The organism is Pseudoduganella sp. HUAS MS19, from assembly GCF_053615455.1.
The window spans coordinates 443,288-457,337 of the sequence record NZ_CM132133.1; the positions used below are offsets into that span (position 1 = coordinate 443,288).

At 62.0% G+C, this 14,050-nt stretch carries 13 protein-coding genes; 4 read left to right on the plus strand and 9 right to left on the minus strand.

Annotated elements, in window-relative coordinates; all coding sequences use genetic code 11:
- Nucleotides 1-54: 54 nt before the first annotated feature.
- From gluP to ACWBU6_RS02115, 4 genes are read left to right on the plus strand one after another with little or no spacing between them, the layout of a single operon-like run.
- Entirely contained in the window at nucleotides 55-1,395 is a 1,341-nt protein-coding gene (gene gluP / locus ACWBU6_RS02100; protein WP_452647233.1) for a glucose/galactose MFS transporter, read from the plus strand.
- A 32-nt stretch (nucleotides 1,396-1,427) separates the two neighbouring features.
- A complete protein-coding gene (locus tag ACWBU6_RS02105; RefSeq protein WP_452647234.1) occupies nucleotides 1,428-2,756 on the plus strand; it encodes an ABC transporter substrate-binding protein in 1,329 nt (442 codons plus the stop codon).
- Nucleotides 2,728-3,441 (plus strand): response regulator, encoded by a 714-nt coding sequence (locus ACWBU6_RS02110; RefSeq protein WP_452647235.1) that lies wholly within the window; start codon nucleotides 2,728-2,730, stop codon nucleotides 3,439-3,441. The genes ACWBU6_RS02105 and ACWBU6_RS02110 overlap by 29 nt, the downstream gene beginning before the upstream one ends.
- The gene (locus ACWBU6_RS02115) at nucleotides 3,434-4,867 is read left to right on the plus strand and encodes an ATP-binding protein (RefSeq protein WP_452647236.1); all 1,434 of its coding nucleotides are present in this window, start codon (nucleotides 3,434-3,436) and stop codon (nucleotides 4,865-4,867) included. Before ACWBU6_RS02110 ends, ACWBU6_RS02115 begins: the two co-directional genes overlap by 8 nt.
- Nucleotides 4,868-4,869: 2 nt before the next feature.
- On the opposite strand, the gene ACWBU6_RS02120 is transcribed toward ACWBU6_RS02115, so the two are convergent.
- The 9 genes from ACWBU6_RS02120 to ACWBU6_RS02160 form a co-directional block, all read right to left on the minus strand.
- Nucleotides 4,870-5,451: a hypoxanthine-guanine phosphoribosyltransferase gene (locus ACWBU6_RS02120; RefSeq protein WP_452647237.1), complete on the minus strand. Its 582-nt coding sequence runs from the start codon at nucleotides 5,449-5,451 to the stop codon at nucleotides 4,870-4,872.
- 95 nt (nucleotides 5,452-5,546) lie between these two features.
- Nucleotides 5,547-6,803, minus strand: a complete 1,257-nt coding sequence (locus tag ACWBU6_RS02125) for a phenylacetate--CoA ligase family protein (protein WP_452649512.1) — start codon at nucleotides 6,801-6,803, stop codon at nucleotides 5,547-5,549.
- Nucleotides 6,803-7,156, minus strand: a complete 354-nt coding sequence (locus tag ACWBU6_RS02130) for an MmcQ/YjbR family DNA-binding protein (protein WP_452647238.1) — start codon at nucleotides 7,154-7,156, stop codon at nucleotides 6,803-6,805. Before ACWBU6_RS02130 ends, ACWBU6_RS02125 begins: the two co-directional genes overlap by 1 nt.
- 7 nt (nucleotides 7,157-7,163) lie before the next feature.
- Nucleotides 7,164-7,964, minus strand: a complete 801-nt coding sequence (locus ACWBU6_RS02135) for an ABC transporter ATP-binding protein (RefSeq protein WP_452647239.1) — start codon at nucleotides 7,962-7,964, stop codon at nucleotides 7,164-7,166.
- Between the two features lie 20 nt (nucleotides 7,965-7,984).
- Nucleotides 7,985-9,289 carry an ABC transporter substrate-binding protein gene (locus ACWBU6_RS02140; protein WP_452647240.1) on the minus strand — a complete coding sequence of 435 codons (1,305 nt, stop codon included), beginning with the start codon at nucleotides 9,287-9,289 and terminating at the stop codon, nucleotides 7,985-7,987.
- Nucleotides 9,290-9,317: 28 nt separating this feature from the next.
- Nucleotides 9,318-10,376 (minus strand): branched-chain amino acid ABC transporter permease, encoded by a 1,059-nt coding sequence (locus ACWBU6_RS02145; protein WP_452647241.1) that lies wholly within the window; start codon nucleotides 10,374-10,376, stop codon nucleotides 9,318-9,320.
- Nucleotides 10,377-10,379: 3 nt separating this feature from the next.
- Nucleotides 10,380-11,276 (minus strand): branched-chain amino acid ABC transporter permease, encoded by an 897-nt coding sequence (locus ACWBU6_RS02150; RefSeq protein WP_452649513.1) that lies wholly within the window; start codon nucleotides 11,274-11,276, stop codon nucleotides 10,380-10,382.
- A gap of 6 nt (nucleotides 11,277-11,282) precedes the next feature.
- Nucleotides 11,283-12,095 carry an ABC transporter ATP-binding protein gene (locus tag ACWBU6_RS02155; protein ID WP_452647242.1) on the minus strand — a complete coding sequence of 271 codons (813 nt, stop codon included), beginning with the start codon at nucleotides 12,093-12,095 and terminating at the stop codon, nucleotides 11,283-11,285.
- Nucleotides 12,096-12,109: 14 nt separating this feature from the next.
- Nucleotides 12,110-14,032: an AMP-dependent synthetase/ligase gene (locus tag ACWBU6_RS02160; protein WP_452647243.1), complete on the minus strand. Its 1,923-nt coding sequence runs from the start codon at nucleotides 14,030-14,032 to the stop codon at nucleotides 12,110-12,112.
- Between the last annotated feature and the right edge of the window lie 18 nt (nucleotides 14,033-14,050).

A 14,050-nucleotide genomic window follows, 5' to 3' on the forward strand; every position in this document is an offset into this window, starting at 1 on the left:
CACCGCCTCTTCCCGCCGGGAGGGGGCTTCCCCTTCTTCGCCCTTTGGATTCACATGCACAAAGAACAGACCTTCGAGATGAGCGGCGCGCATGCCGCCCCTGGCGCCGGCAACGTGGCGGTCGCCATGACTTTCATTGGCCTGATGTTCTTCATCCTTGGCTGCGCCACCTGGCTGAATGGATCGCTGATCCCCTTTCTGAAGATCGCCTGCGACCTTAACAACTTCCAGTCCCTTTGGGTTACATTTGCTTTCTATATCGCCTACACCTTGATGGCACTGCCTTCCGCCGCCGTGCTGCGCCGTACCGGCTACCGGGCCGGCATGTCCATCGGATTGGCCGTGATGGCGTTCGGTGCAGTCCTGTTCATTCCAGCTGCACGGGCGGCGTCGTACCCGCTATTCCTGCTCGCGCTTTTCACGCTGGCCAGCGGCATGACGTTGATGCAGACGGCAATCAACCCCTACATCGTCTGCATCGGGGCGCGCGAGAGTGCCGCTACCCGGATCAGCATCATGGGTTTGTTCAACAAGACAGCGGGCGTACTGGTGCCGCTGGCGTTCAGCGGCATGATGCTGTCCGATTTTGGCAGCTATTCGGACGCGACGCTGGCCGCCATGAGTCCGGCCGACAGTACGCTGCTGCGCAGCCAGCTCGCGCAACGCCTGGTGCTGCCCTATGGCCTGATGGCCGCCGGCTTGCTGGCGATGGCGGCCATCGTGCGCTTTGCTCCGCTGCGTGAGATTCCGGGGCAGCAGGCCGGCAGCGGCGCAAGTGCCTCGCGCTGGGGCGTGCTTCAATTCCCGCAGTTGGTGCTGGGGGCGCTGGCGCTGTTCGTCTATGTCGGCGTAGAAGTGATCGCTGGCGATACCATCGGTTTGTACGGGCATAGCCTGCATGTCGACAATTTCGGCATTCTCACCTCCTACACCATGGGCTTCATGGTGGCTGGCTATATCGTCGGCATCGTCGCAATTCCGCGCTGGCTGTCGCAAAAGCACGCGCTGCTGCTGTCTGCGGTGTTCGGTATCGCGTTCTCGCTGGGCGTGATCCAGGGTTCCGCCACCAGTAGCAGCCTGTCGCAGGCGATGCTGGGCGCATTTGGCGTTCCCGCGGTACCGGACACCGTGATGTTCCTTGCCATGCTGGGCTTCGCCAATGCGCTCGTGTGGCCGGCAATCTGGCCGCTGGCGCTGGAAGGCCTGGGACGCTATACCGCCAGTGGCTCGGCCCTGCTGATCATGGGCATCGCAGGCGGTGCACTTTTGCCCATGTTGTATGGGCACTTGTCCGACGTTTCAGGTTCTCAGGCAGCATACTGGCTGCTGCTGCCTTGCTACGCCCTGATCCTGTTCTATGCCATAAAAGGACACAAAATGACTTCATGGAGATAGAATTGCCGGATCGTTATCTGCTGGAGTAGTAGGTGCACAAGTCCCACCGGCGTTTGCAGATCGCGCGCCTGGCGCGCGTGTTCTCACTTCCCCTGATGCTGATGTCATTGCCAGTCCACGCGGCGGCGCCTTCCTTACAGGTGCTGCACTGGTGGACTTCGGCCGGGGAGCGCCACGCCGCCAATGTACTGGCGGCGCGTCTGGGGGATGACGGGATCACCTGGCAGGATGCGGCGATTCCCGGGGGCGCCGGCCTCGGCGCCGGCAAAGTGTTGCGCAGCCGGGTGCTGGCCGGCAACGCGCCGGATGCCACGCAGATCATCGGTGTTTCCATCGGTGAGTGGGCGGAACTTGGCCTGCTGCTTGAACTCGATAGCGTCGCCAATGCCGGCAACTGGAACAAGGCGTTATTCCCCACTGTGCGTGAACTGGTTCGCCATCGCGGCCACGTGGTCGCTGCGCCGCTCGGCATCCATCGCATCAATACCCTGTTCTACAACCGCAAGCTGTTCGAGCGGCTCAATTTGGCGCCGCCCGCAACCTGGCCTGAATTCGAGAAGGCGGCGCGCCAGCTGCGCGCTGCAGGCGTGGCCCCGCTGGTCCAGAGCAGCGAACCGTGGCAGGTTGCCACCTTGTTCGAAAACCTGCTGTTGGCGAGCGGCGGACCGGAGTACTATCGCGAGCTGTTCGTGCGCCAAAGCCCGCACGCGGCCGCTGACCAGCGCCTGGCGCAGGCCTTGCAGCGCCTGCGCGCCATGAAGGCCTGGATGCTCAACCCGTCGGATGAGCAGCCATGGACCGAGGCCGTCAAACGTTTCTCGCGCGGCGAAGCCGCAATGTTCGTGATGGGCGATTGGGCGAAGGCGGAATTGAATGAGCTTGGCCAGTCGATCGACACGGACTTTTCCTGCGTGCCGCTGCCCGGAACGGACAACCATCACCTCTACAGCGTGGATACGCTGGCCATGTTCGTCAACGATTACAGCCGCCAGGCTGCCCAGGAAAAGCTGGCGAAGGCCGTGATGTCGCCGCTCGCACAACAGCAGTACAGCGCCGCCAAGGGCTCCGTGCCGGTGCGCCGCGATGCCAATCCTGCCGTGATGGACAGCTGCGCCCGTTCCTCCTGGCGCAGCTTCGCCAAAGGCGCGGCAGCGCAGGCGCCCAGCCTGGTGCATCGCATGGCGGCCGACGAGGAAAGCCGCGACGCCATCATCGCCGAACTGCACCGCTTCTATATGGATGATGGCGTAACGGCTGCGGAAACGCAGCGCCGGCTGGCCAGTCTCCTTCGCACCCTGAACCTGCGCTCGCACAAACAGCAAGGAAGCCAACATGCCACGCAAGATACTGATCGTCGATGACGACCAAAAGACCCGGCTGCTGCTCAAGACCTACCTGGAGAAGAACCAGTACGAGGTGATCCTTGCCCATAATGGCGAGAGCTTCCTGGCCGAACTGCACGCGCAAGCCGATCAACTGTCGCTGGTGATCCTCGACGTGATGCTGCCGGATACCGACGGGTTCGCCCTGTGCCGCATTGTGCGCCAGCGCTCCAACCTGCCGATCATCATGCTGACCGCCAGTTCGGACGAAACCGACCGCGTCGTGGGCCTTGAGCTAGGCGCCGACGACTATATCGCCAAGCCGTACAGCCCACGCGAACTGCTGGCGCGCATCAAGGCGATCCTGCGCCGCGCTGGCGCCGATCCGGCCCCGACGGTGCGCGCCTACCACTTCAACGGCTTCACGCTGGACCTGGCGGAACGCACCGTCGTCGATAGCGATGGCGTGCCCCTGGCTTTGACCGGACTCGATTTCCAGCTACTCAAGTATTTTGTCGAGCATCCCGGCGCGGTCCTGGACCGCAGCCTGTTGTGCGAGGAAACGCGCGGCCGCGACTCGGGCCCGCTCGACCGTTCACTGGACGTGCAAATCAGCCGCCTGCGGCTGCGTCTCAACGATGATGGCAAGCAGCCCATGCTGATCAAGACTGTGCGCGGCGCCGGTTATGTGTTCTCCGCCACGGTGGCGGTGACGCATGCGTAAGCTTTGGCCGCAATCGCTGCTGGCGCGCCTGTCGCTGGTGATGGTGGCGGGACTGCTCCTGACGCAGGTGGCGGTCAGCTCACTGTGGGCCTTGCAGCTACGCGATAAGACACAGGCGGACGTGAAATCGGCCGCGCAATACCTGGGGCAGGGCGCTGCCAGCTCTATCCGCTTCTTTCGCAGCCTGCCGCCAAGCTACCGCAGCCTGTTGATCCAGCAGTTCCGGGAGATGGGGGGAACGCGATTCTACGTAGCCCTGAATCGCGGCGAGGTCGAGGTACAGCAGATCGAATCGAATGCACTGGCGCAAACGGCGCTCGGCTCGCTGGAGGCCACGCTGCGCAAGGACCTGGCGGGGGACAACCGCTTGCGGCTGGACTTTGCCTGGCCCGACCAGCTGACCGTATCGCCCGGCGGGGTGCGCCTAGGCGACCTGCCGGAAGCGTGGGTGCGCCACATCCTCTTGCCTAAGCCCGACCCGGCCCCGATCCTCGTCATCCAGACCGAACTCGAACCGGGCAATTGGTTATACCTCGCCACCTTGATGCCCAATCCTTATTTCCTGAACAGCAATGATCCCCTGTCGCCGGACAAGCTGGTGGTGCAGGGCGTATCGCTGGCCGTGCTGTTGCTGTTGTCGTTCCTGGTAGTGCGCTCGATCACACGGCCGCTGGCCGCGCTGTCCGACGCGGCCGAAGCATTCGGCAAGGACGAACACGCGCCTGCCTTGCCGGAATCGGGCAGCCGCGAGTTCGTCAACACAGCGCGTGCGTTCAGCGCCATGCGCGAGCGCATCGCCAAATACATCAAGGACCGCGAGCGCTTGTTCATCTCCATTTCGCACGACCTGCGCACGCCGATTACGCGCCTGAAGCTGCGCGCCGAACTGCTCGACGACGATGCGCTGCGTGGCGAGTTCGAAGAAGACCTGGATGAACTGGACATGATGGTCAAGGGCGCGCTGCAATGTGTGAAGGACAGCGACATCCATGAAAACCCAACCGAAGTAAAGCTGGATCCACTGATCCGCCGCCTGGTGCGCAGCGCAGAACTGGCGGGACATAGCGTTGAATACCATGAAAGCGGCGCCGCGGTGCGCGGCAAGCCCCTGGCGCTCAAACGCGCGATCGGGAATCTGCTGGACAACGCCTTGTTCTACGGCGAACGTGCGCAGGTCAGCGTGTATGCGCTGCAAGGATGGACCGAAATCGCGGTGCGCGACCACGGTCCCGGCGTGCCGGAGGAAGCGATACCAAGCTTGCTCGAGCCTTATGTGCGCCTGTCCCATGGCCGCGAGCGCAACGATGCGGGCATGGGACTTGGACTTGGTATCGCCCGGGGAATTGTGGAAAGCCATGGTGGCCAGCTGAAGCTGGCCAATCACCCTGAGGGGGGCCTGAATGCCGTGATCCGGCTCCCGGCCTGAATTCAGCCTTTGCTCAGGTCCGCCGGATTGATCGCCCACAAGCCTGGCAGGTTGCGCCAGTAACCATAAGCATCCATGCCAAAGCCGACCACGAAGCGGTTCGGAATGGTCAGGCCGACCAGGTCGGCCTTCACCGGCTTGGTTTTGCCGATATCCTTGTCGCAGAAGACGGCGATGATCACCTCCTTGGCGCCCATCTCCAGCAGGCGTTCCTTGACGTGGGCCAGGGTTTCGCCTTCGTCGAGAATGTCATCGAGCACGATCACGGTGCGACCGGAAACGGTCGGGCGCGGAACAACTTTCCACACTACCTTGCCGCCCTGGTCTTCGTCGCCGTAACGGCTGACGTGGATGTAGTCGAATTCGAGCGGGAAGGTCAGTTGCGGCAGGATGTTGCCGGTGAAGACGACGGCGCCGCCCATCACGCCGAGCACCAGGGGAAACTCCTGTTTGGACGGATCGCCAAAGCGGTCGTTCAGCGTGTCGGCCATGCGGCTGACCGCCACCTGCACCGAATTTTTGTCGAAGAGCTCTTCTGCGTTCTGGAGAAGGGCGCGTGCGCGGTTGTGGTGAAAGTCTTGCATGATGTTTCTGAGGCAGGTCAAGAATGGTTCAATTATCCCGCCAATCCGCTGCCTGCCCTAGGAACAGTTGGATTTATGCCACATGCTGCGGCATCTCAACTGTAATCGCGCACATCGTCGATGATCTTGCCGTCATTTGGCAAACTGCCGCGCGGCGCAAAACACACTTCGCCGCGCAGTTTGGTGATGTCGCGGATGGTGGCGACGATTTCGGTGGCCTGAGCCGGCAGGGCGGGGTCGTCGGTCTCGCAGTGCAGCGTCATGACTTCGTCCGCGATCTTGCCGGAAACGACCAGGCGCGCCTTGCCCATGCCGGGATGGCGGCGCGCGATCTCATGCACCTGCGATGGGTGGACGAACATGGCGCGCACCTTGGTGGTCTGGTCGGCGCGGCCCAGCCAGCCCTTGATACGGGTGTTGGTACGGCCGCAGGCCGATGGAGCGGCATCCGTCAGTACGGCCGACAGGTCGCCGGTGGCAAAACGGATCAGGGGATAGTCAGGGTTGAATAACGTGACAACAACTTCGCCGACTTCGCCCGGCACCACAGGCTCGCCGGATCCGGGGCGCACGATTTCCAGCAACACGTCTTCGTCCAGCACCATGCCGGGATTAAGCTTGCCGTTGGCGCGTGTTTCGTAAGCGATGCTGCCGATGTCGGCGGAGGCATAAGTGGAAATCACTTCCGGTACACCATGCTCGGCGAACCATTGGCGCAGCGATTCAGGCAGCGCTTCGGCGCCCATCATCGCGCGTTTGACGCTGCTGATGTCAGCGCCCATCTCCGCGGCCTTCTCGATGATGATCTTCAGGAAGGAGGGCGTGCCGATATAGGTATCCGGGCGCAGTTCCGTCATGGCCTGCACCTGCAACTCGGTCTGGCCGGCGCCGGCCGGGATCACTGTGCAGCCAATGCGTGCGGCGCCGCCCTCCACCATGAAGGCCGCAGGCGTGAAGTGGTAGGAGAAGCAGTTTTGCACCAGGCAGCCGGGGCGCACGCCGGTGGCGAACATGGGACGCGAGAAGCGCCACCAGTCGATCGATCGGCCTTCCGGGTCGAAAATCGGGCCGGGGGACATGAAAATGCGTCCCAGCCCGCCTGCCGGGGTGCTGTTCAGGCCACCAAAAGGACGTTGCTGCGCTTGCAATGCCTTCAGGTCGGACTTGCGCGTAACCGGCAGTTGCGCCAGCGCCTCGCGGCTGTTGATGCGCGCAGCGTCGATGCCGGACAGGATGCGCGCCCAGCCCGGCGCCGATTGCGCCTGGGCCACCAACAGCGGCAGGCGTTCCATCAGATCGCGTTCGCGCTCGGCGTGCGGGCGCGTCTCGAGGCGGTCCAGGGTCTCGGCCATCATGCCGCTCCTTCAATCTCGCGTTGCAGCTTCTTGGTCAGCTTTTCGAACACCAGCTCGTGCGAGCGCCTGATCAGCGCTTTGGCTTCCGCATCCGCCAGCTTGGACAGGTCCTGCACCATGACCCATTTGGCGCGGGCCAGGTAGGGCGCGGGGATGATGCCTTCGCGGTCCGTCAACTCCAGGAAGCGCTCGTCGTCCACCTTGAAGCTGATCGACTTTTCCTTTTCCTTGGCATCCATCACGGCAAACATCTTTTCGCCGACCGAGAACACCAGGTTGCATTCCCACTTGATGTCTTCGGTGGTGCCGGGAAGCGCGCGGCAGAATTCTTTTGCTTTGTTCAGGTTCATTTTCTGTTTAGGCTAACCAGCGTTTGCGCCGGCGGTAGAATTTCATGTCGCGGAAGCTCTTGCGGCCGGCGCCGGACATGCCGAGGTAGAACTCCTTGACGTCTTCATTGTTGGCCAGTTCGCTGGCCTCGCCTTCCATCACCACCCGGCCGTTCTCGAGGATATAGCCGAAGTCCGCGTAGCGCAGTGCCACGTTGGTGTTCTGTTCCGCCAGCAGGAAAGACACGTTCTCCTTGGCGTTCAGGTCTTTGACGATGCCGAAGATCTCCTCCACGATTTGCGGCGCTATGCCCATCGAAGGCTCGTCCAGCAGAATCATGGAGGGTTTGGCCATCAGCGCGCGGCCAATGGCGCACATCTGCTGTTCGCCGCCGGAGGTGTAGCCCGCCTGGCTGTTGCGACGTTCGCGCAGGCGAGGGAAGTAGTGGTAGACCTTGTCCAGCGATTCCTTCATTTCGCCGCGCGATGCGCTGCGCGTATAAGCCCCTGTCAGCAAATTCTCCTCGATGGTCAGGTGGCCGAAGCAGTGACGGCCTTCCATCACTTGCGACAACCCGCGCTTGACCAGCTCGTTGGGCGTGAGCTGGTCGATGCGTTCACCCTTGAATTGCACCTCGCCCTTGGTGACGTCGCCGCGCTCACCGCGCAGCAGGGTGGAGATGGTCTTCAGCGTGGTCGACTTGCCGGCGCCGTTGGCGCCCAGCAGGGCAACGATCTTGCCCTGAGGGACCTGCAGCGACACGCCTTTCAGCACCAGGATCACGTGGTCATAAATGACCTCGATGTTGTTTACCGACAGGTAGCTCATTAGCTTCTCCGCATTGGCCATCACTTCGCGCAAGCAGGCGTGATCTTCTTCTCGGCAGCGTACTTGGTCGAAGATTCGTCTACCAGCTTGCGCAGCAAGGCTTTATCCCCTATCACCCAGTTCGGGGTGACAGCCTTCCAGGCCTTGCCGTCCCATTGCTGGACCTTGACGGCGCCCGAGCCCTCATGGTCTTCGCAGGACGTCTTCACGGTCGGGAACATATTGTGGACGCCCAGCACCTTTTGCCGCGCTTCGTCGATATTCAGGTTCTCCAGGCCCCAGCGCAGTTGTTCGCCGTTGACCGGCTTGCCCTTGCCAAACTTCTCCTGGGCGGCACGCATGGCTTCCACATACATGACGCCGGCCGTCAGGCCGCGCATGTGGTAGACGGAGCCGATGCGGCCCTGGTCGGCCAGGTTGCCCTTGCCGCCGGCGTAGACCTTCTTGCGCAGCTCGTCCAGCAGCGGGTAGTTGCCAGGGGTATTGAAGGTCATCGAGGTATAGCCCTTGGCCGCTTCGCCCGAAGGCACGGTATCCTCCTCGGAGCCGGCCCACCATACGCCCAGCATCTTCTCGCGCGGGAAGCCGTTGCGCTGCGCGGTCTTGATGGCGACGGAGTTCATCACGCCCCAGCCCCACAGGATCACGTAATCAGGCCTGGCCTGGCGGATTTGCAGCCATTGCGATTGCTGCTCGCTGCCTGGCGGTGCCACCGGGATCTTGATCAGTTCAAAGCCATACTGGCCGGACATTGCCTCCAGGACCGGCAGCGGTTCCTTGCCGAAAGCCGAGTCGTGATAGAGGTGCACGATCTTCTTGCCTTTCAGCTTGTCCATGCCGCCGCTCTTGTCGCCCAGGTACTTGATCATGCCGGCCGCCTGGCTCCAGTAATTGGTAATCAGCGGGAAGACATAGGGGAAGACCTTGCCGTTGGCGGCGTCGGAGCGGCCATAGCCCAGGGTGGTCATCGGGATCTTGTCCTGCGGGATGCGGTCCAGGATGCCGTAGGCGATGCCGGTGGACAGGGGTTCGACCACGGTAGCGCCGCCGTTCTTGGTTTTCAGGCGCTCATAGCATTCGACGCCGCGCGATGGGTTGTATTCGGTCTCGCATTCTTCCCAGCTGATTTTGACGCCATTGACGCCGCCATTGGCATTGACCAGGTTGAAGTAGTCGATGATACCGCCATAAAAGCCGGAGCCGCCCGCCGCATAGGGACCGACGCGATAGGAGGGCAGGGCGACGAATTGGTCGGCTGGTTGTGCCCAAGCGCTGCCGGCGACGATGCTGCTAGCTGCGGCAATGCCAAGTACGAACGATTTCATGTGATGTCTCCAGTTTTGTAGTTGCCGCTCAGTGGGGGAAAGGCCACAGGCGGAGTTTCTCTTTACCGATTTGCCACAAACGCGCCAGACCGTGGGGTTCCACGATCAGGAAGAAAATGATCAGGGCGCCGAAAACCATCAGCTCGAGGTTCGATGCCACGGTGGTTGGCAGCGCCAGGCCGTGCGCGACGATGTTCAGGAATACCGGCAGCAGCACGATGAAGGCGGAGCCGAGGAAGGAGCCGAGCACCGAGCCGACGCCGCCGATGATGATCATGAACAGGATGCGGAAGGACAGGTCCAGGTTGTAGGCTTCCGGCTCCACGGTGCCGAGGTAGGCGAAGGCGTACAGCGCGCCGGCGACGCCGCAATAGAAGGAGCTGACCGCAAACGCCAGCAGCTTGGTGCGCATCAGGCGGATGCCGATCACCTCCGCCGCCACGTCCATGTCGCGCACCGCCATCCAGGAGCGGCCGACGTTGGAGCGGATCATGTTCTTCGCCAGCAGGGCCATGATGGCTACCACGGCCAGCACCAGGAGGTATTTGCGTGCCGGGGTGTCAAACGCATAGCCGAAGATTTCCATCTTTTGCGCGGTGATCACGCCGGAGGAGCTGGAATTCGTCAGCCAGCCGATCTTGGTCAGGCACCAGACGACGAAGAACTGCGTCGCCAGCGTAGAGGCGGCCAGGTAGAAGCCGCGTATGCGCAGAGAGGGCAGGCCAAAAGCCATGCCGACCATGGCGGCGCACAGTCCGCCCAGCACAAACGCCAGCAGCACCGGAATGCCGGGGATACGCAGCATGAAGTTATAAGCCGCGAATGCACCGACCGCCATGAAGGCGGCGGTGCCGAGCGAAAGCTGGCCGGCATAGCCGGTCAGGATGTTCAGCCCCAATGCCGCCAGCGCAAAGATCAGGAAGGGAATGAAAATGGCCGACAGCATGTAAGGCGACGACACCAGCGGCAACACCAGCAGTGCGATGGCCAGCGTGGCGAGCAGCGCGATACGGTCCTGGCGGATCGGCAGGATCTGGCCGTCCGCCTCGTAGCTGGTTTTGAATTGTCCTGCTTCGCGGTAGAACATCGCTCAGATCCTCCGGATGATTTTTTCGCCGAACAGCCCTTCCGGGCGCACCAGCAGGAACAACAGGGCCAGCACATAAGGGAACCAGCCTTCGATACCGCCGCCGACATGCGGGCCGATATAGACTTCGGCCAGTTTTTCCGAGGCGCCGATGATCAGGCCGCCGACGATGGCGCCCGGAACCGAGGTGAAGCCGCCCAGGATCAGCACCGGCAGTGCCTTCAGCGCGATGAAGGTCAGCGCGAACTGGACGCCATTGCGTGCGCCCCACAGCAAGCCTGCCACCAGTGCCACCATGCCAGCCACCGCCCACAGGATGCCCCAGATGCGCTGCAGGGGAATGCCTACCGCCTGCGCTGCCTGGTGGTCGTCTGCCACAGCGCGCAGCGCACGGCCCACCTTGGTCTTGGCGAACATCAGGGCCAGCGCGGCGACCATCACGGCGCAGATAGCGGCCGCGGTGAGGTCGAACTTCGAGACGATGATGTTGAACTTTTGCATCAGGTACTCGCTAGGCACATCCTCGATGGGAATTTCCAGCTTGTGCACCTGCGAGCCCCAGATCAGTTGCGCCAGTCCCTCGATGAAGAAGGCCAGGCCGATGGTGGCCATGAAGAGCGTGATTTCAGGCTGGTTGACCAGCGGCCGCAGCACCACGCGTTCGATTGCCAGGCCGAGGATGATCATCGCCAGTATCGTGGCCGGAATCGCCAGCCAGAGCGAGAGCCCGAACTTGTCCATGAAGCCGACAGTGGTCAGCGCGGCAAAGAACACCATCGCGCCCTGCGCAAAATTGAACACACCGGAAGCCTTGTAGATCAACACGAAGCCGATCGCCACCAGCGCGTACATCACGCCCGACAGCAGCCCGCCGATCAGCACTTCTGCAAAAAAAGTGATATCCATTTAGTGGGCCACTCCGAGGTAAGCGTCGATCACATCCTGGTTGGTGCGGACTTCATCCGGCGTGCCGTCGCCGATCTTCTTGCCGTAATCGAGCACCACGACGCGGTCGGAAATATCCATCACCACGCCCATATCGTGCTCGATCAGCACGATGGTGGTGCCGAACTGTTCGTTCACGTCGAGGATGAAGCGGCACATGTCCTGCTTTTCTTCCACGTTCATGCCGGCCATCGGCTCGTCCAGCAGCAGGATTTGCGGTTCGGCAGCCAGCGCGCGGCCCAGCTCCACACGCTTCTGCAGGCCATATGGCAGGCGGCCCACCGGCGTCTTGCGGATATGCTGGATCTCGAGAAAGTCGATGACCTCCTCGCATTTGCGGCGATGTTCGATCTCTTCGCGCCGCGCCGGCCCCCAGTACAGCGCCTGCAGCAGGAAGTTCGATTTCATCTTCAGGTTACGGCCGGTCATGATGTTGTCGAGCACAGTCATGCCCTTGAACAGCGCGATATTCTGGAAAGTGCGCGCGATGCCCGACTTGGCAGCAGCGTAGCAATCCATATTCTTGCGATGCTCGCCGCGATAAATGATTTCGCCCTGCTGCGGCCGGTAAACGCCGTTGATCACGTTCAGCATCGAGCTTTTGCCCGCGCCGTTCGGGCCGATGATGGCGCGGATCTCATGCTCGCGCACATCGAAAGAGATATTGGTCAGCGCCTTCACCCCGCCGAACGACAGCGAGATATTGCGCAGGTCCAGGATCACGTCGCCGATCTTGCGGCCAGCGGTGATGGCTTCCGGTTCATTCATTTGCATGGTGGCTTCCCCGCTTATGCTGCCTTGAGGTCCACGATCCGCAGGTCAGCTGCCACCATACCGGTGCGCCCGTCCTCGAATTTGACCTGGGTTTCGATATATTGCGAAGCCTTGCCGCCGTACAGCGCCTCGATCAGCACTGCATACTTCTCGGCGATGAACTTGCGGCGCACCTTGCGGGTACGGGTCAGTTCATCATCGTCAGGGTCGAGCTCCTTGTGCAGCACCAGGAAACGGTGGACCTGGGTTTCCGCCATCAATGCCTCCTGTGCCAGGTCGGCATTGACCTTTTCCACGCATTCCTTAACCAGCGCATAGGTCTGTTCATGCGCCGCCAGGTCGGTATAGCCGGAGTAGGCAATGCCGCGCCGTTCGGCCCAGTTGCCCACTGCCTCCATGTCGATGTTAATGAAGGCTGTCACCTTGTCGCGCTCATGGCCAAAGGCCACGGCTTCCTTAATGAAGGGGAAGAACTTCAGTTTGTTCTCGATGTAGTTTGGCGCGAAGATGGCGCCATTGTTCATCTTGCCCACGTCTGCCGCGCGGTCGATGATGCGCAGGTGGCCGTCGTTGTCGAAAATGCCGGCGTCGCCCGTGTGGAAATAGCCTTCGCCGTCAATCGCCTCAGCCGTGGCATCGGGACGCTTGTAATAGCAGTGCATCAACGTCGGCGACTTGACCAGCACCTCGCCGTTCTGCGCCAGCTTCACCTCCACACCAGGCGCCGGTTTGCCGACCGAGTCAAATTTGATTTCGCCATCCGGCTGGAGGCAGATGTAAGCGCAGGTTTCCGTCGAACCGTAGAACTGCTTCAGGTTGACGCCGATGGAGCGATAGAAGCGGAACAGGTCGGGCCCGATTGCGGCGCCGGCCGTATAAGCCACGCGGATGCGCGACATGCCCAGCACATTGCGCAGCGGTCCATACACCAGCACATTGCCGATGGCATAGCTGATACGGTCGCCCAGCGGCACCTGCCTGCCGTCGAGGATGTCTGAGCCCACCCGGCGCGCCACGTCCATGAAGTGATGGAACATCCTGCGCTTGATGGCACCCGCATCTTCCATGCGGATCATCACCTGCGTCAGCATGTTCTCGAAAATGCGCGGCGGCGCAAAGTAGTAGGAAGGTCCGATCTCGCGCAAGTCGGTGGTGACAGTGTCCGACGATTCCGGGCAGTTGACGGTAAAGCCGGCGGTCAGCGCCTGCGCAAAGGAGAACAGGCAATCGCCCACCCACGCCATCGGCAGGTAAGACAGGACGTTTTCTTGGTCGGTCAGCTTGTCGAAGCTGATGCCGCCAATCGCCGCCGATAGCAGAGCCTTATGGGTCTGGCACACGCCCTTCGGCTTGCCGGTCGTGCCGGATGTGTACAGGATGATCGCGTTATCGCTTTCCTTGCCTTCTGCGATCGACGCTTCGTAGAAACCGGGATGTGCCTTGTCGTATTCACGCCCCAGTTGCTGCAGGCGCGCATACGACATCAACTGCTGGTGCGTGTAATTGCGCATGCCCCGCTCGTCTTCGTAAGCGATATGCGCGATCCCCGGGCATTGTTCGCACAGGTCGAGCAGCTTGTCGACCTGCTCCTGGTCCTCGACGATGGCGTACTGGATCTCGGCGTTCTCCAGCACGAAGGCCAGGTCGGCAGCCGGAGCATCCTGGTACATCGGCACGGGCACGCCGCCCAGGCACTGCGCCGCCAGCATCGACCAATACAGGCGAGGGCGGTTATCGCCGATGATGGCCAGGTTCATGCCGCGCTGGAAGCCGATCGCGGCCAGCCCGCACGCCAGCGCGCGCACTTCGGCATTCACTTGCTGCCAGTCCCAGGTCTGCCAGATGCCCAGGTCCTTTTCACGGAACGCAGGCTTGTGCGGCCGCTCCTTGCCATGCTGAAGCAGCCTGCGAGGGAAGGTCGTCAGATTTTCCTGCACGGTGTCTCCTTGGATTTT

Bases quoted from the DNA above. Each gene is read 5' to 3' on its own strand.
- gluP (WP_452647233.1), top strand. From the start codon at position 55: ATGCACAAAGAACAGACCTTCGAGATGAGCGGCGCGCATGCCGCCCCT.
- ACWBU6_RS02110 (WP_452647235.1), top strand. From the start codon at position 2,728: ATGCCACGCAAGATACTGATCGTCGATGACGACCAAAAGACCCGGCTG.
- ACWBU6_RS02115 (WP_452647236.1), top strand. From the start codon at position 3,434: ATGCGTAAGCTTTGGCCGCAATCGCTGCTGGCGCGCCTGTCGCTGGTG.
- ACWBU6_RS02120 (WP_452647237.1), bottom strand. From the start codon at position 5,451: ATGCAAGACTTTCACCACAACCGCGCACGCGCCCTTCTCCAGAACGCA.
- ACWBU6_RS02125 (WP_452649512.1), bottom strand. From the start codon at position 6,803: ATGGCCGAGACCCTGGACCGCCTCGAGACGCGCCCGCACGCCGAGCGC.
- ACWBU6_RS02130 (WP_452647238.1), bottom strand. From the start codon at position 7,156: ATGAACCTGAACAAAGCAAAAGAATTCTGCCGCGCGCTTCCCGGCACC.
- ACWBU6_RS02135 (WP_452647239.1), bottom strand. From the start codon at position 7,964: ATGAGCTACCTGTCGGTAAACAACATCGAGGTCATTTATGACCACGTG.
- ACWBU6_RS02140 (WP_452647240.1), bottom strand. From the start codon at position 9,289: ATGAAATCGTTCGTACTTGGCATTGCCGCAGCTAGCAGCATCGTCGCC.
- ACWBU6_RS02145 (WP_452647241.1), bottom strand. From the start codon at position 10,376: ATGTTCTACCGCGAAGCAGGACAATTCAAAACCAGCTACGAGGCGGAC.
- ACWBU6_RS02155 (WP_452647242.1), bottom strand. From the start codon at position 12,095: ATGCAAATGAATGAACCGGAAGCCATCACCGCTGGCCGCAAGATCGGC.